Below are 21,552 nucleotides of genomic sequence, written 5' to 3'. Positions count from 1 at the left end.
ACATGAACCTGATCAGAACCAGTTTATCCCTTTCTTTAATGGGTCCAGCGTTGGTGTGGGCTCAAGACATGCCTTTCGAAGCACCACCATTGCAACCATCACAAATGGACTTTGGTGGTGTCGGCTTAATGCAGATGCCAACCGGTCGTATGGCGCCTGAAGGCGAGTTTAACTTTGCTGTTACTGGCAGCGATGAGTACCTTTTTTACAATGTCACACTGCAAGTCATGCCATGGTTAGAAACGACCATTCGCTACACCATGGTGAATGATCTTTTTTATAGTGATGATCCAAGCTTCTCGGGTGATACCAAATACACCGACAAAGGCATCGACTTTAAAGTTCGACTTTTGCAAGAGTCAGAGTACTTACCAGAGCTTTCTGTTGGTATTCGCGACTTTGCTGGTACTGGTCTTTTTGATGGTGAATTCGTTGCCGCGACAAAACGTTACTCTAACCCAAACCTCGGTACCTTTGATTTTACGTTGGGTATGGGCTGGGGCTACTTAGGCACTCGCGACAGTATCAGTAACCCAGCTTGTAAGTTATCCGATAAATTCTGTGAGCGACCTTCGGACTTCAAAAATAACGGTGGTAGTGTGGATTTTGAACGTTGGTTTAAAGGTCCTGCAGCACTCTTTGGCGGCATCGAGTATCAAACTTTATATGCCCCGCTACGCTTTAAGCTTGAATACGACAGCAACGACTACAGTGAAGACTATCCTGTAGTACGTGGTGGCGTAGATATGACACCCCATACGCCTTGGAACTTTGGTGTTTTGTATCGTTTAGGACATATGGCAGATTTGCGCTTGAGCTACGAGCGCGGTGATACGTTAGTTGCAGGCGTAAGCCTTTACACAAACTTCAATGATATGCCATCTTTCTGGCGTGATACACCAACACCAGAAGTTGAAGACAAGCAACCAGAGCAACTGTCTGATGTAGATTGGGAACGTGTTACCGAGGAGCTGGATAAAATTGCTGGCTACCAAAATACCCAACTCTATGTTGAAGACAATACCGTTTCGGTTGTCGGCGAGCAGAAAAAGTATCGTGATCGTAATGAAGCTCATGAAAAAGCAGCGGCAGTCCTTTACAACGAAATGCCAGACAACATTGATACCTTTACGATCAATGAACGCAGTCGTGGTCTGATCGGCGATCAAACGGTTATCTCAAAAGAGAAATACCGTGACTTTGCAGAAGTTAACTACATCAATCCAAATATCGAAGATGCAACATCAGCCTCAAGCGATAAACCGCAAGGTGAGCCTGCTTACGACGGTTTTGAACGCTTTGATTGGGGCTTCTCACCAAAACTGGCTCAAACCCTAGGCAACCCTGAAGAGTTCTACCTGTTCAGTGTTGGTTTAAGTGGCAGCGCTTCTTACTGGCTGACAGATAACCTAGAAATTGGAGGCTCGCTATATTGGGATTGGTACAACAACTACGACAAGTTTAACTACGTCACCCCACCAGACGGCACTTCGATTCCTCGTGTACGTACCATGTTCCGTGCCTATCAAAATGAACACGCGGTAACCATGTCCAACCTACAGTTAACTTGGTTCCAAGAGTACTCAGATACCATGGACCAGCAGTTCTACGCTGGTTATCTAGAAAGTATGTTTGCGGGTGTGGGTACCGAATTCCTGTACCGACCGAAAGGCGCAAACTGGGCGATCGGTGCAGATGTAAACTTGATCTCTCAACGTGACCCACAAAGCTACTTCGGTGTATACGATGAGAAATGGCAATACGTTCCAGAATATGGACGTCCGTTTCAAGTTGTAGATAAAGGCTTTACTGGTTTTATGTCGGGTTATTACTACCCTCAATGGGACTTCCTACAAGATTTGATGATTCAAGTTGATGTTGGTCAGTTCTTAGGTGGAGACATTGGCACACAAGTGAACGTGTCTAAACAGTTCAAGAGCGGTGTCATTGCCGGTGCATTCGCATCAATCAGTGATTTGTCGGCTGACGAATTCGGTGAAGGTAGCTTTACTAAAGGCTTCTACATTTCAATTCCATTCGACATCATGACAGTGAAACCAAGCAACAACCGCGCGTTCTTTAGCTGGCAACCACTGACTCGCGATGGCGGTCAGAAGCTAGGTCGTAAGTACAGCTTGATTGAACTTACTGATGAACGTAACCCTTGGTACCAGAGACCAAACGCATCAAACGCTGAATAACAACACTATTTAAGGGAGCTTCGGCTCCCTTTTGTTTATACCCAAGCGCTCTATACCTTTCTTTTCCTTCCAATAGCGCTAATTTCTGTTTCTTGCTAGAATTCCTGAGAAAATTTTAATCTATGGTGGAAGTCTTATGATCATCGTAACTGGTGGTGCTGGCATGATCGGCAGCAACATTGTTAAAGCACTGAACGAAGCAGGTATTAACGATATTCTGGTTGTCGACAACCTAAAAAATGGCAAGAAGTTTAAAAACTTAGTTGATCTTGATATCACAGATTACATGGATCGTGATGACTTCCTTACTCAAATTATGGCAGGTGACGACTTCGGCCCTATCGAAGCTATCTTCCATGAGGGTGCTTGTTCCGCGACAACCGAGTGGGACGGCAAATACATGATGCTAAACAACTATGAGTACTCAAAAGAGTTGCTTCATTACTGTCTAGATCGTGAGATTCCATTCCTGTACGCGTCATCAGCAGCAACATACGGTGAGACAGATACGTTTGTTGAAGAACGTGAATACGAAGGCGCACTTAATGTATACGGTTACTCAAAACAGCAATTTGATAACTATGTGCGTCGCTTATGGCAAGATGCCCAAGAGCATGGTGAGCAGCTTTCTCAAATCACTGGTTTCCGCTACTTCAATGTGTACGGTCCACGTGAAGATCACAAAGGTAGCATGGCATCGGTAGCCTTCCACCTAAATAACCAAATCAATGCAGGTGAAAACCCTAAACTATTTGCTGGTAGCGAATCATTCAAACGCGACTTCGTTTATGTTGGTGATGTGTGCAAAGTAAACCTTTGGTTCCTAGAAAATGGTGTTTCTGGCATCTTCAACTGCGGTACTGGTCGTGCAGAATCTTTTGAAGAAGTGGCAAAAGCAGTGGTCAAACACCACAACAAAGGTGAAATCCAAACCATTCCGTTCCCTGATCACCTAAAAGGCGCTTACCAAGAATTCACTCAAGCGGACCTAACTAAGCTTCGTGCAGCTGGTTGTGATGTAGAATTCAAAACGGTAGCTGAAGGTGTTGCTGAATACCTAGCGATTCAAAACCGTTAATTCCCTTCAAAGGTGGTAGTTAACTCTCTACCACCTTTACTCTGATACGATTACTAGTATCATTTCTACAGACCCCCAATCGCCTTTCTTCAAAAATATAGGTACTTAAAAATTCATGACTAATCAACGTGATGATTTCGATCCTAAAGCTTATAACCCTGAATTTGAGCGCCACTTTTTAGCGCCGAAGTATTGGGGTACGTGGATAGGCATTGTCCTTTCTTTGCCGCTTGCTTTATTACCTTTAGGGATTCAGAAATGGCTAGCAAAAACTATCGCGAAGAAACTGGCTAAATCGCACAAAGGTCCGGCTCACCGAGCTCGAGTCAACTTTGAGCTGTGCTTCCCAGAGAAATCATTTGAAGAGCGCGAAGTACTGATTGAAAAAACACTTTATACCGCAGCATTGTTCTTTTTCCGTTTCAGCTTACTTAGCTTACGTTCATCTAAATGGTTACAGCAACGTTGCCAGATCCGAGGTTTAGACATCCTTCAAAAACACATCGACAATGATGAGAAAGTCATTTTGATGGTTCCACACTCATGGGCAATTGATATTCCCGCGGTATTACTTGCTTCGATGGGAATGCCCGTCTCTGCGATGGCAAAAAAGCAGAAAAATGAAGTGGCAGATTGGCTAATGCACGAACAACGCGTGCAATATGGCGGTCGCGTTTATGAACGCTCTGGTGGTGTTAAGCCGTTTTTGAAATCAGTTCGTGACGGTTACATTGGCTATTACTTACCCGATCAGGATCATGGTCCTGAACACAGCGTTTTTGTCGATTTCTTTGCGACCAGAAAAGCAACGCTTCCAGGCTTAGGTAAAATTGCCAAACTGTCACGCGCTAAAGTGTTACCTATGTTTGCTTCTATGAATACAGAAGATGGTACGTTTGATATCGAAATCTTACCGGCGTTTGAATTAGACAAGGGCGAAGAACAAGATGCTCGCACTTGTAACCAAGCTATTGAGTACTTTGTAGCAAATAAGCCAGAACAATACATGTGGGTGTTGCAGCTTTTACACTCTCAAGAAGATGGCAATAACTATTACAACTTGTTTAAACCAAGATATAACTCTGACTGGCAGCTAAAAAAATGAAAAAGATTTTAATAATTGGACCATCTTGGGTTGGTGATATGGTGATGTCACAGTCACTGTACATCGTTTTAAAGCAACTTCATCCAGAAAGCCAAATTGATGTAATTGCACCAGGTTGGTGTAAACCAATTCTTGAGCGCATGCCAGAGATCCACCAAGCCATTGAAATGCCTATTGGTCATGGTGAGTTCAACTTATTGGGTCGTCGAGAGATTGGTAAATCACTACGAGAAAAACAGTACGACCACGCCTACATCCTGCCGAAGTCTGCAAAGTCAGCACTGATTCCTTGGTTTGCTAATATCCCACTCCGCACTGGTTGGAAAGGTGAAATGCGCTACGGTCTACTCAATGACTTGCGCCCAAATATGAAATCTTTCCAGTTCATGGTTGAGCGCTATGTTGCATTAGCCTATTCACAAGCGGAGATGATCGACTCCTCTTCTCTGGGCGGCTTAGAAACATTGCCTCGCCCTAGCCTGTTTATTGATAAACAAGAACAAAGCGCTACGATTTCTAAGTTTAATCTCAACCAAGAATCTCCTGTTGTTGGTCTATGCCCAGGAGCGGAATTCGGTCCCGCGAAAAAATGGCCCGAAGCGCACTATGCAGAAGTGGCAATTCAAATGGCGAAATCAGGGCATCAGGTATGGTTGTTTGGCTCTCAGAAAGATCTCGAAACCTGCAACAACATCAAGCAATTAGTACCTCAAGAACATCAGCATCAGATTCACGTTCTAGCAGGGCAAACAAGCCTGATTGAAGCGGTTGATCTTCTGGCGGCTTGCCAGACCGTTGTTGCGAACGACTCAGGTCTGATGCACGTGGCAGCGGCCGTTGGCTGTAATGTCGTGGCGGTCTATGGCTCCACCTCACCGAAATACACGCCACCACTTGCAGAGAAGGTAGAGATTGTTCATACGGACATTGACTGCCGTCCATGCTTTAAGCGCGAGTGTCAGTTTAAGCATTTGAAGTGCTTAACTGAGTTATCGCCAAAGCAAGTTTTGGATAGTATTCAAAAACTAGAAGCGATCGCTGTTGGCTCATGTTAATTCGTATTCTTTATACTCTCTTGCTCACAATCGCATCGCCTTTCCTATTGTTTGGCTTATACAAAAGTAAGCCAAACAAACCCAAATTTGGTCAACGTTGGAAAGAGCACTTTGGTATTACTCCGAAATTAACAAGCGACGAAAAGCCGATTTGGATACATGCGGTCTCTGTCGGCGAAAGCATTGCTGCTACGCCTTTTATTAAGGCGCTTAAAGAGCAAAACCCTGAGCAGCCTATTCTGGTTACGACCACGACGAGTACCGGAGCGGAACAGATTGCTAAGCTGGGTGATTTAGTTGAGCACCGCTATATGCCGATTGACTTTGCCTTTTCGGTAAAACGCTTCCTGAAGACAACACAACCGAAGCAAATGCTGATCATCGAGACGGAGCTGTGGCCAAATACGTTAAACGAGGTCCATAAATCCGGTATTCCTATCAGCGTGGTCAATGCCCGCTTATCGGAAAAATCATATAGCAACTACGCCAAAGTTCAGCCTTTGTTTAACCTGATGTTGCCATGCCTAACTCAGGTTCTTTGTCAAACAGAGTCAGACGCAAACCGTTTTGAACGACTGGGAGTTGATAAAGACAAACTGAAAGTCACTGGCTCTATTAAGTTTGATATTCAAATCTCGGATGATGTGAAAGAAAAGAGCAAAAGACTAAGGCAAGAACTAGGTCAAAATCGCCCTGTTTGGATTGCAGCAAGTACTCATAAGGGCGAAGACGAGCAAGTCTTGGCAGCACATAAAAGAGTGTTAGAGTCACACCCAGATGCACTTTTGATCCTTGTACCTCGTCACCCAGAACGTTTTGATGATATGTACGACCTCTGCCAACAGCAAGGCTTTGAAACCGTGCGTAGAACCACACAAGAGAACGTGGCTAATTCAACTCAAGTTTATCTCGGCGATACAATGGGAGAAATGCTTCTATTGTTAGGTGCTGCAGATATCTGCTTTATGGGTGGCAGCTTAGTTGGAGATAAGGTTGGTGGACATAATGTATTAGAGCCAGCAGCTTTAGGCGTCCCTATTATCAGTGGTCCAAGCTTCTTTAATTTCAAAGAGATCGTCGAAACCATGTTGAGAGAAGATTGCATTTTGTTAGTTGACAGCGCACAAAGTCTGGCGTCCTCTATTACAGTGTTACTGCAAGATGTCCATCAACATAATTGTTTTCGTAAAAATGTGATTGAGTTTATGTCAAAGAATACCGGGGCTTTGAAGAAGACGATCAGGATTGCCAAAGAGGATTCATGATGAAAATATACGTAATTAACTTAAAAGAATCAGTAGAGCGTCGCGAACAAGTCAGTAAAGTATTAGATTGTATAAATTTTGATTTTTTCGATGCGGAAAATGTAAAGCAAGACCCTGACCATTTTATTTATGCACTTTATGATCAGAGCAAAACGCAAAGATATAAAGGTTACACACTAACAACACCTGAACTAGGATGCTGGGCTAGCCATATTTCCCTTTGGCGAAAATGCGTTTCAGATAATACAAACTTCCTTATCTTAGAAGACAACATTGAATTATTAGGCAATCTTAAAGAACAACTAGAAAATATCGATAGACTAACTACCCAATACGGATTAGTGAAACTTGGGAATATTTTTGAACGCAAACATGTAGACATTATCAAAATAGACGATAATTATCGACTTGTTTCTAATTTAAAAGGTGCTTGTGGTACTTCCGCTTATGCTATAACGCCTAAGGTTGCTGCGACCTACCTTTCGCAAATCCATGGTTTCTTCGAACCTGTAGATGACTTTATGGATAACGAATGGCGCACTAAACAGTCTATCTATAGCTACAAACCTCAATTAATTTCTCGTAGTAATACCACTTCCACTATTGGGCAACGGAAAGTTAAATCCAATAATGGCTTGCTAAATAAAATAAACATTGAGCTTTACAGACTGTTAAAGCAATGGAATCAAGCAACTTATAATAAGAGCAAGAAATAATGAACCTATTCTTAGCGTCAACTCCATTTCAACTTATTAATGCTTTAGAAGCGATTGAACACTACCAGTGTAATAACAACATAATCATCGTTAGAGAGCAAGAAAATGAAAATGCAGAGCGACAAATGGAGGAGTTGTTAGCACAGCATAATTGGTTTGGTATTATACGTTTAGAGCGTAACCCTACCCGTTCGCTTTATCCAAGATTAGTTTTGGTGCTAAAAAAAGTCAGAAAGCTCAATCCAAGCATGGCGTTCAATTATGTATTTTATACAGAATACCCAAGCCGACGCGTAGCTACTATACTTGGTAACATTACTATTAAAAGCAAAGAAGTTATGTACGATGACGGCACGTGGACACTAAAAGCATATGAAGAACAACTTCGCGATAATATTCGTGTCAGCTATTCTCAGTTAAAAAGAAATCTTACTCTTAACCTTTTTGGCTATAAAAAACCGAGAGATTTTTACATTAGTGAAAAGTTCGAGCTTTTTACATTATTCGACCTAAAAGCTAAACATTTTCATATTGTGGCTAATACATTTCCACGCTTACGACGACAGATATCTAAGCAACCAACCATCTTTAAAGCTAACTCTTCAAGAGCTGTATTTATTGGGGATGGAGCAACTGATGGTGGGATTGATTTAAATGAATATAAGAAAAGCCTGCAATGCTTATGCAAACAGTTTGATGAAGTTATCTACTTTCCACACAGGAATGAAAAACCAAGTGTAAGAGACTTGTTGCAAGAAGTTCCTAATTTACGTTATGCGGAAGAAACCAAAGGACCTATAGAACTTGAGATATGTAAGTACGAGAATATATCTGCAATTTATGGTTATTACTCTACCGCATTGTTTACATTGAGCCGAATTTATCCGCACCTATTAATTTATACACGCCGATTAGCAGATCACGAGATAATTGATAAAAACTTAATCTATAAACTCATGGATCTCGTTGAAACTTACTTAGAAGGTGAAAATATTAAGCCGTGGCTAAATGGTTTACCGGAGCAATAGGCTCCGGTATTTGTATGAGACAAACCAAATAATTAATTATATATCAATGATAGTTTTTTATACTTCAAATTAAATCTTGAGTTTATAATCTCTTTATTTTTTTTAATATCAATATCATTATCAACTATTTTAGTTGCTAGTTCCTTGTAGTCGGTATACCTTCCTACATCGACACCTTCGGCCATAGTTAGTTCTATATCATTTGGAGAGTCTTTCATTACATAAACAACCCCGCGCCCCATACTAATATAACTTCTAGCGGTAGAAAGACTTCCTCTATTCTGCAAAACAAAATGAGAGCAAGATAAAATCATTGCATTATAAGTAATCGAATTCGTCGGTGTTGGGTAAGAAATGTCTACTTTACAGCGTTTTACTCTTCTTAAGCAGCTCAAGTAAAAGTCTAACCATAATCGATAACGTTTTCGCCGACTATCGGTAAAGACCATTAATTTTAAATTATCAATTTTACTTTTAAAAATCAGATTATTAATTATTGAAATAACATCAAAAAAAGGGAGAACTTCTTTTTTACCTCCTAGAAGAACTCTATTTTCTGGTTTTGTATGTGAAGAATTCCCATCATATAAAATAGAAAATTCTTCCCACAATGTTGATGGTAGTGACTTAAAAGCATCTCGACCATCTATAAATTTAAATTTCTGATCTTTAAATAGATATTCTAACTTATCTTTAAAATAGTGTTCTGGGGCTATCACATTTTCAACATGATTAATTACATATAACACATGCTTATCTACGTGATTATCTTTTGTCGGTTTAAGTTTTCCAAACATATTTTTGGTTTTAACCCAACGATCTACTTCATCATCTGTAAGATGGATAAAAAGCTTACTTTTAGAATCCGTCTTTCTAAGAACCTCTTCTAAATAAAACGCATTATTTTTATTTAAAGATATCGCAGTAATTGATTTGCTAACTTTCAATTCTGATGCATCGAAGGATTTGTAATGAACAACAGCAACACCTAAATGCAAACTTTTATTATGGTTATCTTCGTCAAGCGACACTATACATAAATCTGTTTCCTTACATTTACAATAGTTAACAAGAGTATCAATGTATAAATTAAGAAAAATATGGTCTAGATGACCTATTATTATGTTTTTATTCAGCATAAATCACACCAATACAACTCGTTAACTTTGAAAGTACCACCTATAATATCTATAGTATCGATAATATCAACAATATCGATAGATAAAATTACAAACTAAAACCATCATCCACAACAATGTTTTGACCTGTCACATATCTAGACTGATCAGATAACAGGTAAACGATACTACCTGTCATCTCTTCAACGTTAAGCATACCTGCTCCGTGCGTATTTTTACGATACGCATCGAGGAAAGCTTCAGGCTGACCATCTAATATGCCACCAGGACTCACGCTATTCACTCTAAAGCGGCTGTCGTTAATATAACTCACCACATATTTGTTTAAGTGGACAATAGCCGATTTAATCGCAGCATATTCGACGGGCATTGTCATCGGCGTGTTGTCGTATACTGAAAACTTAGGAGCAATAACACCATAGATAGAGGAAATATTTACTAGTGAAAAAGGCTGTTCTTTATTAACAAAGTATGCAGCACATTGCTGAGCAAACAAGAATGCACTACCCAAATGAATACTCACGTTTTCGTTAAAGCTATCTAGGGTTACATCAAAAAACTTAGCACCATAACTCTTAGTTCTTGGGTAAGTACAGTTCACCGCGCCAGTGACTCCGTCCACTTCTTGCCAAAATCGCGTAAGATCGTCGCTGTGGGTAATATCTAACTCATGCATAGTTAAGTGAGTATCGGCAAGATTTACACCAACAGAAGATAAACGAGCTTTTAGATGCTCAAGTGAGACATCTGTTGCGACGACACTCCCACCTGCCTCTAAAATGGATTTAACGACACTGGCACCTAGTAGTCCACCCGCACCAGCAATAACGATTTTTTTATCTTTAAGCATTTGATTCATAGTTTTAATCTACTAACTATTACTGCGAATTTTTGTGTTTCGACCACTGCGCATAAAGCGAGTTACGACGATCTTTGACAAAGGGGAACTGCGTTCGAATTGCCATAACATCTTCCAAATTGATGCTATATAAATCCCAAAATACCCCTTGTTGCAGTGGGTCTAGTCTTTCACCAAGCGGATTAAAAATTACACTAGATCTATCGTAATCTAATCCCTTTCCATCTGTCCCAACTCGGTTCACACCAACAACAAAATACTGATTCTCAATTGCTCTAGCTTGCAATAAACATAGCCATTGGGCAGTTCTTGTCGACGGCCAATTCGCCGTATTGATGACCATGGCTGCCCTTTCCCGATAATGATGAAAAAGCTCAGCAAAACGAAGGTCATAACAAATAGAACCACCAACAGGGATACCATCAATCATACTTACACAAGGTTGTTCACCTTGTGCAATATAATTAGTTTCTCCCGCATAAGAAAACGTATGAACTTTGTCATAAGTTGAAATAAGTCGACCACTTTGGTTTGTTATGTTCTGGCGATTTACCACTTGTCCTGATGACAAGCGAGCAAGCTGACCAAACATAATGTGGCATTGGTAATGCTGACTTAGCTCCGAAAAGAAACGTACAGTATCTGACTGTTCACCATCACCTTCGGCTAGCGCTGAATCATCTACACAAAAACCTGTCAATGTAAGTTCTGGGAAAACAATAAGGTCGATATCAGAGCTTGCGGCTTTGATTTCTTCAACCACGCTTCGACACTGTATTTGATTTGCAAGCTTATCTCGCCACACTTGATCAAGCGAAACCAATGCCACTTTCATTAGTTAATGCTCCTAAATACTGGCTTGATGACATCACCTTTTAGGTAACCTTCAGTACTACCAGCATCAATAGCTTTCTTGTATACGCTCAATGCAGCTTCTAACGCTTTCTCTGTCATTTCTAACTCTTTTTCACCATGGCTATGGCTTAGTGCAATCCATGGAATTAAAACGCCATTTTTTAGCATTTCTTGCGAGAATAGAGTTCGGAAGGCTAAGTCCGCCTGACCATCAGGACCGTAAGTCATATACCAAGGAGAACAAGGAACACCGCCGGCTTGGAAATGTGATTCAACACCTGCTTCTTTTGCTTTGCGGTTCATAAGGTCAATTAACTTTTGACCATAATCCCAAAGATGTTCAATGGTATCGTTCTTTTGAATGTACTCGACCGTTTTTACAAACGCTCCCAACCCACACATTTCTGCACCGTGTGTTGTCGATAGTAGGAATAAACGCTCAGAACCAGCAAACTCAATCGAGCCAAGTTGCATAATTTCACGTTTACCAGCAACAGCAGCAACAGAGAAACCATTTGCCATCGCTTTACCAAACGTACACAAATCTGGCTGAATATTGTAATAGTGTTGAGCACCTTTAATATGCCAACGGAAGCCAGTGATCATTTCATCCAGAATAAAAACAATACCGTGTTTTTTACACAAACGTTGAACATCGTGAAGATAGGTTTCGCCCTCAAATTCAACAGATGGCGCAGGATGGTCCATCGTACTTGGCTCAAGAACCACACAAGCAAATTGATCTGGGTGTTGTTCAATAAGCGCTTTCAAGGAGTTAATGTCATTGTACGAAAACATTTTTGTTTGTTTAATCGTATCTTCTGGAATACCTTTCGTGATAGGTGTAGAGCCAATAAACCAGTCATCGTAAGAGAAGAACGGGTGTTCCGCACAACGCGCAACCAAATTGCGGTTAGTGTATGCACGTGCTAGCTTCACTGCAGCAGAAACTGCAGTGGAACCATTTTTGGTAAATTTAACCATATCGACTGAGTCGATAAGATCAATCAAAAGCTCAGCTGCTTGTAATTCAATTAAAGAAGCACGAGTAAGGTTGTTACCGTTACGCATTTGCTCAAACGCAGCCATATCTACTTCATCATTTGCATAACCAAGGTTCACAGCGCGCAAAGACATTCCATAATCTAGATATTCCGTGCCTTTATCATCGTAGCAATAAGCGCCTTTACCACGAGACAAAATTTGTGGTGCACTTTCTGGATATTGGTCATAACCACGAGAATAAGTATGCGCTCCACCCGGAATAGCTTTTAGTAAACGCTCTTTGTAATTACTCATGCTTTGTTACCTTTCAATTGATCAACCTCTTCTAGTGCCTCAAGCACCTCAAGCACTTTCACATCATCTTGAAGGTTGTTAGGGAAAAGACTTTGGTCACCAGCCAAGGCTGCTGTTACAAAGTCTTTCATCTCATTAATGTATGGTTCTTCTGGGTTAATGTATTGGCTCTCAACAGTGCCTTCTTCCCATGTGCTTTCTACCCAACCGTCTGTTTCTAAGTTGCAGTAAGAGACTGAATTACTATCAGCACTAAATTTAATCTTGCCTCTTGAACCTAGAATCAGCATCTCACGAGTTGCTAGTGGACGAGAAATAACCTCTACCGTTAAGTTTAACAATACACCTGAATCATATTGAAGCAGGCAATGGTATATATCATCAATGTCCGCATTCATATCAGTTTGCTTAGCGACAGCACTCGCTAAGGCTTTTACATCATGACTAAATAAATCATTCAACCAAGTCAGCTCAAATGGAACAATTTCACGAGCCCCACCGCTTTCACGTTTTGACACGTAGAAGTCTTGAATATCTTCCCAAGGGTGCCAATCCGGCAAATACTGACCTGTTTGGTAATTCACTGACAGTGGCAAGCCAATAACGTTTTGTTCAAGCAACTCCTTAACCTTTTTAGGACCAGGGAAGTAACGCATAGTGCAAGATGGAGCAATAACGAGTGAAGCTTCTAGAGCCTTCTTACCAAGTTCACGAATTTCTTCAGTATCGGTTACTGAAGCTTCGATAAAACATGGAACTCGTGCGTCGAAACACATGTTTGCATATGTCATGTGCAATTGCGGTGGTGTTGAAATAACGACAACTTCTGGCTTCACATCTTCAAATGCTTTCTGTACGTCATCAAATGTCGTGATTTGATACTTCGAGCTCGCTTCCTCATTACGATCCGCTCGCACATCAAAACCAAAAACATCAATGTTTCCCAACGCCAATAAGTTTCTTACTCGACGCTTACCCATTGAGCCTAAACCAATTACAAGTGCTCTCGTTTTCATTTTAAGTTCCACTCAAATTTCATAATATTTTCGATAGCTAAAAAGTCATAAATATCGTCGATTTCATAACATTGGTAGCGTTTTATCTCATAAGGAAGAGTTCTTTGCGGGTAGAAGCTCTTCTCTTTTAGTAATACATCTCTTTTGACAACATAAGCGACGCCAAAAGGAAAATATACTTTTGCGCAGTCTTGTCGTCTAATGGCAGAGTCAGCCTGTTCATCGAGAGGAACAACGCTTCCATCATGATCAATAACTTTGACAATAGACGGATGTTCAGACACTTCCCCAAGGCTCACAATGCCATCATGGGTCTGATAATGTTGCTCTAACTTACTCAGCATATTGGATATGTCTGTATTTTCGCGCAGTGGCGAGGTCGGCTCTAATAAAACGATGATGTCAAATTCTCGCCCCAACTCCTGAGCATAATAGTCAAGACTATGTTTGACGGCATCAAAACTGGTTGCCGTATCACTGGCAAGCGCATCTGGACGTAAAAATGGGCATTCGGCACCAACAGCCAGAGCAACAGACTGTATTTCAGGACAATCTGTCGTCACTAAGACAGAATCGATTTCAGTTGTTTGTAAAGCAGTTTCAATGGTCCACTGTATCAGTGGTTTACCATTCATAAGCTTGATGTTTTTTTTAGGTAGCCCTTTACTGCCACCTCTCGCCGGAATAATAGCCAGCACAGACTTCTGATTAATCATTTTTACAACCCTAGAGTATAAATATCAGTTTGAGCTCGATTAAAGTCATCCATACGACCAATATCCAGCCAGTATTCATGAATTGGAAACATTAAAACGTTTTTGCGCTTATTCATATGCTGCTCGAGCAATGTCGGCATATCAATATGATGGTTTTCAGGAACGGATTGGATGACAACTGGTGAAACCACGTAAATTCCCGCATTAACAAAAAAGCGTTGGATCGGTTTCTCGACCATACTTGTAATCCGGTTCCCTTCTCCATTAATCACGCCATAAGGGATCTGGTAGTCATATTCTCGCACGCACATAGTTGCGTCCGCATCATGCTCAGTGTGAAATTCCAGTAACCGTTGAAAATCTACCTTCGTTAAAACATCACCATTCATCATAATTAAAGGCAAATCTTTAGGAAGGTCTTTAGGTAAAAGTCCTAAAGCACCTCCAGTACCAAGCGGAGATTGCTCATGTACATAAGTGATCTTTACACCTAAACTTGAACCATCACCAAAATGCTGTTGAATAAGTTCTGGCATGTAATGGGTTGAGATATAGAAGTTAATAAAGCCTGCTTTGATAAAGTTTCGAATAACTGTTTCTAAAATAGGTTTATCACCAATCTTCAACATTGGTTTTGGGCAGTGATCCGTCAAAGGACGCAAGCGAGTTCCGAAACCACCAGCCATGATAAATACAGGGTTCTCATACACAGGAGTACTTAAAGCATGATGTAAGGTCTCTAACCCAACGACCTTGCCATTGTCTAATAGTGGAATAGACAAAATATCATTGCTTTCCATGATAGCAATGAGCTCATCACGTGGAGTTTCTATTGCAGCAGTGTACGGTGTCGTATTCATAACTTGCGCTATGTCTGCGGTTAGAGGCAAATTACGTAGTAATCCACGCCGAATATCACCATCAGTCACTACACCAAGTAGTGCATCACTTTCATCAACAACCAATACAACTCGTAAGGCTTCATCGTTAATAATCTCCAACGCATCTAATAAAGTACACGCTGGCTTGACTAGTACATTTTTCCAACAATTACTCATGAGTAACCTTTGTATTTCTATATTATTTCGAGTTTATGATGGTCGCTCTGCTCGGATAGCAAACTTGATGAGCACCCAAATGACACGTGACTATAGCACCAGCACCAACAACGACGTTTTGCGCCAGCTTAAGATTTTGGATGACAGTGGCATTAGCACCAACGTAAACATCACTTTGAGTAACAATACCGCCGCATAGAACAGCTCTAGGGGCAATATGATTGTGCTCTCCAATTACGGTATCATGCTCAATCAAAGCCCCAGTGTTAATTATTGAATGTTCGCCGATAACAGCACCGCATTGCACGATTGCGCCCTTTAATACCTGAGCACCATCCTGGAGATGCGCGTGTTTTGAAACCAACGCTTGCTCCGAGATCACTGTTTCAAATTGGTAACCAAGATCCAGAAAGCGTTGATTTACTTTTTTTCTTAACGGCGATTTGGGCATCATTCCGATACCATTGACTAAGCGAACATCATCCGGCGAAAATTGACTGATATCTTCATCATTTGATAGTCGCGGAATACCGTCAAAAGCAGGTCTAGTAGAGGTATCATCTGGACTAATCACTGCGAGAATGGTTCTGTTTTGATGGCGGAGCAAATCAACGAGCACACTTGCATGACCACCACCGCCAATCATAACCAGCGGCATTAACACTTCACTACTCAACTATTAGTTCTCCAGCATCGTAATCTTTAGTCGCTGTTTGCCCGATTAAATCCCACATCTTGTAAGGTGACATACCTGTTCCTGGGCGCTTAATCGCCAAGTTTTCAACACTAAAGGTCTCACCAGAAACAATGACCTTAGCTGCCACTAAGCTTTTACGGGCTACGGATTTGTTTTTTATCTCTGATATTGTGGGAGTTTTCACCCTATTCCCTAGCGCTTTCTCTACTTGTCGAATACCTTGTACCATTGAGGCAAGCTCGTGCGGCTCTAAAGACGCTTTGTGATCCGGTCCTTCCATATTTTTATCAAGAGTAAAGTGTTTTTCGATTAACATTGCACCACGAGCAACTGCAGCAATCGGAATGGTAATACCTTCACTATGGTCAGAATAGCCTGCAGGCAATTCAAACGCTTGATGTAAGGTGTCCATTGCTCTTAAGTTTATTTCATCCATAGGAGCGGGGTACTCTGTTGTACAATGCAATATGGTAACTTTACTCTTTAACGCAGCCTGTCCAGCATCCGAAGCATAAGCTTGTTGAAACGCTTGCTCGTTCGGCAGGTCATCTGCTTTTGCTGTATAACCAAACGCAATTACTCCAAGTACACTTTCAACTTCTGCTAGAGTTGCCATGCCAGTTGATACAATCAAATCGCAACCTGTGCGAGCATGTTCTAGAACAAGAGGAGCATTTGTGATTTCGCCAGAAGGTATCTTTAATCGCTTAAGCCCGAGATCGTTTACCAAAAAATCCAAGCTTTCAGAGTCAAAAGCAGTCGAAAGAAACTCAATACCAAGCTTACTGCAGTGGTCAACTAGTTGGTGGTGCACCTCATAAGACAACTCCAATCGGCTTAACATAGCCAATTGAGATTCTTGCTTTTGAGTATTCACCATTTGGTAGTCAGCTTGTTTGGCTGATTCTGTGACCAGATTTTTAGCTTTAAATGTTTGGAATTTAACAATGTCAGCGCCAGCTTTATGAGCAGCTTCCACTAACTCAAAGGCGAGCTTCTCATTCCCGTTATGGTTAACACCGGCTTCAGCAATTATTAAGGTCATAGAGTCTCTTTCTGTTTTCATTCTTGGTTTACAAGGAAATTATACATTATCGAATGTAAGGTCATAGAACGCTTTGCTACGTTCAAACTGCAAGCCTTTAATCATCTCTATGACTTGCTTGCTACTATCCCCCTGCCCGTAGGGGTTAGCAATATTCTCATTTTCAGCTTTATACTTTCTGCTCACAGCAAGGCTAACCGCGTTACTGATAGATTCTTTTGTAGCAGCTGCGTTTAGAACACTTTTTGCAGCCAAACGCCCTTTTTGTCTAGAACCTATATTCACTGTAGGAACATCAAAGGCTGGCACTTCTATAATACCACTAGATGAGTTGCCGATAACGGCAGCAGCATGTTTGACTGCACTTAGATAACGTACCTGCCCTAACGATGGTATTGCTAATACACGCTCAGGGTTACTTCTAGCATATTCTTCAAGCATTGGGATAATTCGTCGCCCACCATCATCCGCATTGGGATACGTCAAAATTACTTGATGGTCGGGAAACGTATCTAAAGCATCGAGTAGCGCTTGAAAACTTTCTTCAGGAGCTTCTTCACCTAAGGTCACTGGATGATATGTGACAAGAAAGTAAGGCTTATCAATTGAGAAATTAAGAGATTCACTTAATTCCTGCGTATCCATAAAAGAAGCTCTTTTTAGATGATCAAGCCCAATAGCCCCAATATTTTTAACGCGCTCAGGAGATTCTCCTAACTGGATAACTCGCTGACGATACTCTTCTGTCGACGTACCATGCAGGTAACTCAACTTTGTAATAGCATGACGAATCGCATCATCGTAAGCACCTTCCGTTATCTCTCCACCATGAAGATGAACAATTGGAATACGAAGTATCATGGCAGTTTGCGCTGCAGCAAGCGCTTCAAAGCGGTCCCCAAGAATAACAAGAACATCTGGTGCTAATCGCGACAATGCATCAGCAAAACCTAAAACTCCTAACCCCATACTTTTCGCAGTACCTACCGCGGAATCAGAAGATAGCAAAATCTCTATTTTCTCATCGATGCTGAAGCCATCTTTTTCAATTTGTTTATAGGTTTCACCAAACTCCGGTGATAGGTGCATGCCAGAAACAAGCAATTGAAGTGTTAGATCTGGATCGCTTTGTATGTCCTTTAAAAGCCAAAAGAGCAGACCATACTCTGCTCTTGTACCAGTAAAGACTGCAACCTTTTTATCTGTCTGCGTCATGTATGTATTGAACCTACTTAGCTTTTGATTTCCACTGGGGTACTTGGAAGATTGATTACGTGCGCCTCAATAAACTCTGAGTAAGTTAAGTCACCACGTATTGCATTCTCAAACATAGGTAATCTGTGCATGAGCTGCCAAATAGGTCGAGTCATCACACCAGAGCCATTTGTGCAAGCTAGCACCTCTTCGCGACTTTCTTTATCCGGACAGACAATTGCATTTAACCAGTAGTTTGACTTCGCATACTCTGGCTCAGTGACAAAGTTAAAATCTGTACCTTTGAAGAAGTTTTTATAGCCTTCTGCAAGCAATCTCTTTTGCTTCAAATACTGCTGGATAACTTCCATCTGTGCACATCCCAGTGCAGCATTCAGGTTAGGCATACGGTAGTTAAAGCCAGGTTCATCATGGAAAAACTCATAAGGATGAGGAACTTTTGCTGTCGTCGTGACATGCTTAGTACGTGCACCTAATTCTTGAGTCTTACATAACACCATGCCACCACCACCTGTGGTGATGATCTTATTACCATTGAAGCTGACAGCACCAAAATCACCAATAGTACCGGTATGTTTGCCCTTATAGAACGAGCCTAGACTTTCTGCGGCATCTTCAACCAACGTGATGTTCCATTTCAAGCAAACGGCAACCAGCTCATCAAGCTCTACAGGGTGACCAAACGTGTGCATTGGTACAACGGCTTTGATTCTTCTACCTGTTTTTTTATGGATACATCCCACGTCTGTGACTTCAGCATTCTCTTCTAAAAATGCATCCACAGCCTTAGGGCACAACCCTAAACTCACCGGGGAAACATCAACAAAAACCGGCTCAGCTCCCATATGATAAAGAGCATTACAGGTAGCAACGAACGTCAGTGCTTGCGTGATGACCAGATCGCCTCTTTGAACATCAGCCATGTACAATGCCGCATGCAATGCTGCTGTTCCATTCACTGTCGCTACAGCTTTAGCCGTACCAGTGTAAGCTTCAATTTTTCTCTCAAAATCATCAACAAACTTACCGACGCTAGAAACAAATGTACTTTCAATCGTTTCCATTACGTACGCTTTTTCGTTGCCATCAAACGTTGGTGCATGTAAGGGAATAAATTCGTCTGTTTTGTAAGTATCTCTCACAAATTCAACAATAGTTGTCGCTTTCATTGAATACTCCACTTACATCTTGCTATCGAGGTATTTACCCGTTTCTTTGTGCCCAAAATCAGGGATCATGGTAAAGAACAGTTTCACAATCTGCTCTTTAGTCCAAGCTCGCTCACCTTTCATCTCAGAGATGCTGTTTTCAAACAAAGTAAGCAGATCTTGCTCATAAAGAGGTTCATTTTTGATGATGCCCAGATTTTCGAATCGAGACATATCCAGCTCTTCTTTATCTGTAAAAAACTCTTCGAAGTCTTTTTCACCCGTTGTATCACTTGCAGTAAACAAACATGGCCACTTACCTTGCTCTGGGAGCGTATGTGCAAGCTGGCGAGCTTCTTCTTCTGTTTCACATAAGTGAGGTTCGTAGCCAAGCTGCTCTAGGTATTTCACGGCAATATCTGCAAACGAGATAAGGTGCAGAGCTTCACTCAATTTAGGGAAGAAAATGTCACGATTCTCTCCAAAGATACAAGACATCAAACATAACTCACCCGACTCTTGCGGAGTAACAAAGTAACGCTTGATGTCATTGGGAGCAACGATAGGCTGACGTTTTTGAATACGCTGGTTAAACCCATGCAGCAACGAGCCATCAGAGAATGCAACATTCGCAAATCGCGCCGTTGAGATTGCCATTTGCTCACTTTTGCGCATCAGGAACATTTCCATAATACGCTTGGATGCCCCCATCATATTGACTGGGTTTGCAGCTTTATCTGTAGAAACACAAAAGTACTTCTTCGCGCCAGCATCAATAGACTGCTGAATAGTTTTGTCCGTGTTGAACACATTCACATCGATCATACGCATCAATGTGTAAGGGTCTTTTTCACTTCTAACATGCTTAAGCGCAGATAAGTTCAGTATGTAATCAAACTTACCATCAGCCTTTATGAATGCATCGTATTCTAGAGAGCCGATATCTAGAGCAAATGTTTGGAAGTCGCCATCGATGTAACCGAATGAACTGCGGATATCTCGAACAAGTTCCACCATGTTGTTTTCACTAATATCCACAACATGCAATTTCTTAGGATTGCGTTTGAAGATCTCTTTAGTCACGGCTTGACCAATTGATCCTGCGCCGCCAAGCACAAGAAAGCTAGATTCAGAAACAATACGAGATAACTCAACTTCATGCTGAGCGATATCTTGTGTAAACAGGGCGTCAGTGCGACCGATGAGAGGTAAAATAGTATTCATTTGTATGCGTTCTTTTTAAACTTCAGAATTTTAAACCAAACAAGATAGAACAATAACTCACTAGTATTTGATTATAGAGCTTCTAGACTCATATTATTTGATGGCTAAACAAGATAATGCTCAGTAAGCACAGCGAAGTCGCTTTCTTGCCAATGTATTTGACGTTTGTTCAGCTCTTTCAGAAACGAGCGCTTCAAACGCTCTAAGTTGCCTTGCTTCCAATCACCATCCGGTTGCTGAGAGCATTTATCAAAATCGATGATCCATACCTTTTCTTGCTCATCAATTAAGATGTTGTGAATGTTCAGATCGGTATGGTTCACGTTGACGTTGTGCATCTTGGCAATTTCTTGCCCTACCTTCTGGTACATCGCTTCCGGTAATGGGTTTTCTTGCAAAATACTGACCAAGTCTTTGGCATTGGGAATTCTTTCGCTCAAAAGATCCGCTTGGTAAGTTAAGCCAGTTTTAACTGCGCGCGCAGCAATCGGTCGAGGGACATTCACACCTGACTCAATCAGCACTCTGAGTAGGTTAAACTCTTGTAGGCTACGAGTCTGCTCCCATCCAGTAAACCAATAGTGATCTTCAACCAACTTGCCAAATAAACCACCACGGCGGTAATGACGCAAAGCAGCTTGCATGGTATCAAGTTGAACAAACCATGTGGTTCCACGTCCAGATGCGCTGCCCACCACTTTATCTTGCTCTTGCCAATATTGGGCGTCAAACAACGCTTGGCTTGGGTCAGTGATGATTTCATCATCAAACCACACCATGCTATTGCCTTGTTGATAACTCTGAGTCATGTCGAAAGTTGCCGTTAGGTTTTA

The 21,552-nt window shown here is 41.4% G+C and carries 20 protein-coding genes; 7 read left to right on the top strand and 13 right to left on the bottom strand.

Going from position 1 to position 21,552, the window contains the following annotated elements; translation table 11 throughout:
• Positions 1 to 2 precede the first annotated feature (2 nt).
• The 7 genes from NL647_RS14860 to NL647_RS14830 all read left to right on the top strand — a co-directional run bounded on the left by NL647_RS14860 (position 3) and on the right by NL647_RS14830 (position 8,448).
• Positions 3 to 2,201, top strand: a complete 2,199-nt coding sequence (locus tag NL647_RS14860) for a YjbH domain-containing protein (RefSeq protein ID WP_253650353.1) — start codon at positions 3 to 5, stop codon at positions 2,199 to 2,201.
• Between the two features lie 136 nt (positions 2,202 to 2,337).
• Complete coding sequence (rfaD, locus tag NL647_RS14855; protein ID WP_038897723.1) at positions 2,338 to 3,279, top strand: ADP-glyceromanno-heptose 6-epimerase; 942 nt, start codon at positions 2,338 to 2,340, stop codon at positions 3,277 to 3,279.
• 115 nt (positions 3,280 to 3,394) lie between these two features.
• Positions 3,395 to 4,384, top strand: a complete 990-nt coding sequence (gene lpxM, locus NL647_RS14850; RefSeq protein ID WP_253650352.1) for a lauroyl-Kdo(2)-lipid IV(A) myristoyltransferase — start codon at positions 3,395 to 3,397, stop codon at positions 4,382 to 4,384.
• A complete protein-coding gene (gene waaF / locus NL647_RS14845) occupies positions 4,381 to 5,439 on the top strand; it encodes a lipopolysaccharide heptosyltransferase II (protein ID WP_050908811.1) in 1,059 nt (352 codons plus the stop codon). The genes lpxM and waaF overlap by 4 nt, the downstream gene beginning before the upstream one ends.
• Entirely contained in the window at positions 5,433 to 6,704 is a 1,272-nt protein-coding gene (gene waaA, locus NL647_RS14840) for a lipid IV(A) 3-deoxy-D-manno-octulosonic acid transferase (RefSeq protein ID WP_253650351.1), read from the top strand. Before waaF ends, waaA begins: the two co-directional genes overlap by 7 nt.
• Positions 6,701 to 7,420 carry a glycosyltransferase family 25 protein gene (locus NL647_RS14835; RefSeq protein WP_228176025.1) on the top strand — a complete coding sequence of 240 codons (720 nt, stop codon included), beginning with the start codon at positions 6,701 to 6,703 and terminating at the stop codon, positions 7,418 to 7,420. Before waaA ends, NL647_RS14835 begins: the two co-directional genes overlap by 4 nt.
• Positions 7,420 to 8,448: an alpha-2,8-polysialyltransferase family protein gene (locus NL647_RS14830; protein WP_239924064.1), complete on the top strand. Its 1,029-nt coding sequence runs from the start codon at positions 7,420 to 7,422 to the stop codon at positions 8,446 to 8,448. Before NL647_RS14835 ends, NL647_RS14830 begins: the two co-directional genes overlap by 1 nt.
• A gap of 32 nt (positions 8,449 to 8,480) precedes the next feature.
• Here the strand turns inward: NL647_RS14830 and NL647_RS14825 are convergent, their stop codons facing one another.
• From NL647_RS14825 to NL647_RS14765, 13 genes are all read right to left on the bottom strand, one after another.
• Positions 8,481 to 9,587 (bottom strand): hypothetical protein, encoded by a 1,107-nt coding sequence (locus tag NL647_RS14825; protein ID WP_253650350.1) that lies wholly within the window; start codon positions 9,585 to 9,587, stop codon positions 8,481 to 8,483.
• Positions 9,588 to 9,675: 88 nt separating this feature from the next.
• A complete protein-coding gene (locus NL647_RS14820; RefSeq protein WP_005449324.1) occupies positions 9,676 to 10,446 on the bottom strand; it encodes an oxidoreductase in 771 nt (256 codons plus the stop codon).
• Positions 10,447 to 10,465: 19 nt separating this feature from the next.
• Positions 10,466 to 11,281, bottom strand: coding sequence for a carbon-nitrogen family hydrolase (locus NL647_RS14815; RefSeq protein ID WP_005449326.1), 816 nt, complete (start codon positions 11,279 to 11,281; stop codon positions 10,466 to 10,468).
• Positions 11,281 to 12,600 (bottom strand): glutamate-1-semialdehyde 2,1-aminomutase, encoded by a 1,320-nt coding sequence (locus tag NL647_RS14810; protein ID WP_253650349.1) that lies wholly within the window; start codon positions 12,598 to 12,600, stop codon positions 11,281 to 11,283. Before NL647_RS14810 ends, NL647_RS14815 begins: the two co-directional genes overlap by 1 nt.
• On the bottom strand, positions 12,597 to 13,616 hold the full coding sequence (locus NL647_RS14805) for a Gfo/Idh/MocA family protein (RefSeq protein WP_005449330.1): 1,020 nt from the start codon (positions 13,614 to 13,616) through the stop codon (positions 12,597 to 12,599). The genes NL647_RS14810 and NL647_RS14805 overlap by 4 nt, the downstream gene beginning before the upstream one ends.
• Positions 13,613 to 14,332 (bottom strand): acylneuraminate cytidylyltransferase family protein, encoded by a 720-nt coding sequence (locus NL647_RS14800; RefSeq protein WP_005449332.1) that lies wholly within the window; start codon positions 14,330 to 14,332, stop codon positions 13,613 to 13,615. The genes NL647_RS14805 and NL647_RS14800 overlap by 4 nt, the downstream gene beginning before the upstream one ends.
• A 2-nt stretch (positions 14,333 to 14,334) precedes the next feature.
• Positions 14,335 to 15,390 (bottom strand): nucleotidyltransferase family protein, encoded by a 1,056-nt coding sequence (locus NL647_RS14795; RefSeq protein WP_253650348.1) that lies wholly within the window; start codon positions 15,388 to 15,390, stop codon positions 14,335 to 14,337.
• Between the two features lie 22 nt (positions 15,391 to 15,412).
• Positions 15,413 to 16,048: an acetyltransferase gene (locus NL647_RS14790; protein ID WP_188052811.1), complete on the bottom strand. Its 636-nt coding sequence runs from the start codon at positions 16,046 to 16,048 to the stop codon at positions 15,413 to 15,415.
• 10 nt (positions 16,049 to 16,058) lie between these two features.
• On the bottom strand, positions 16,059 to 17,132 hold the full coding sequence (neuB, locus tag NL647_RS14785; RefSeq protein WP_253650400.1) for an N-acetylneuraminate synthase: 1,074 nt from the start codon (positions 17,130 to 17,132) through the stop codon (positions 16,059 to 16,061).
• A gap of 39 nt (positions 17,133 to 17,171) precedes the next feature.
• Positions 17,172 to 18,347 (bottom strand): UDP-N-acetylglucosamine 2-epimerase, encoded by a 1,176-nt coding sequence (gene neuC / locus NL647_RS14780; protein WP_005449340.1) that lies wholly within the window; start codon positions 18,345 to 18,347, stop codon positions 17,172 to 17,174.
• 17 nt (positions 18,348 to 18,364) lie between these two features.
• The gene (locus NL647_RS14775; protein ID WP_005449342.1) at positions 18,365 to 19,516 is read right to left on the bottom strand and encodes a LegC family aminotransferase; all 1,152 of its coding nucleotides are present in this window, start codon (positions 19,514 to 19,516) and stop codon (positions 18,365 to 18,367) included.
• 12 nt (positions 19,517 to 19,528) lie between these two features.
• Positions 19,529 to 20,719 (bottom strand): UDP-N-acetylglucosamine 4,6-dehydratase, encoded by a 1,191-nt coding sequence (locus NL647_RS14770; protein ID WP_005449344.1) that lies wholly within the window; start codon positions 20,717 to 20,719, stop codon positions 19,529 to 19,531.
• A 104-nt stretch (positions 20,720 to 20,823) separates the two neighbouring features.
• Positions 20,824 to 21,528 carry a 3-deoxy-D-manno-octulosonic acid kinase gene (locus NL647_RS14765; protein WP_050922289.1) on the bottom strand — a complete coding sequence of 235 codons (705 nt, stop codon included), beginning with the start codon at positions 21,526 to 21,528 and terminating at the stop codon, positions 20,824 to 20,826.
• Positions 21,529 to 21,552: the final 24 nt, after the last annotated feature.

This window comes from Vibrio sp. Y29_XK_CS5 (assembly GCF_024181835.1).
Classification (GTDB): Bacteria; Pseudomonadota; Gammaproteobacteria; order Enterobacterales; family Vibrionaceae; genus Vibrio; species Vibrio harveyi.
This window is presented reverse-complemented; position numbering and strand designations above follow the sequence as displayed.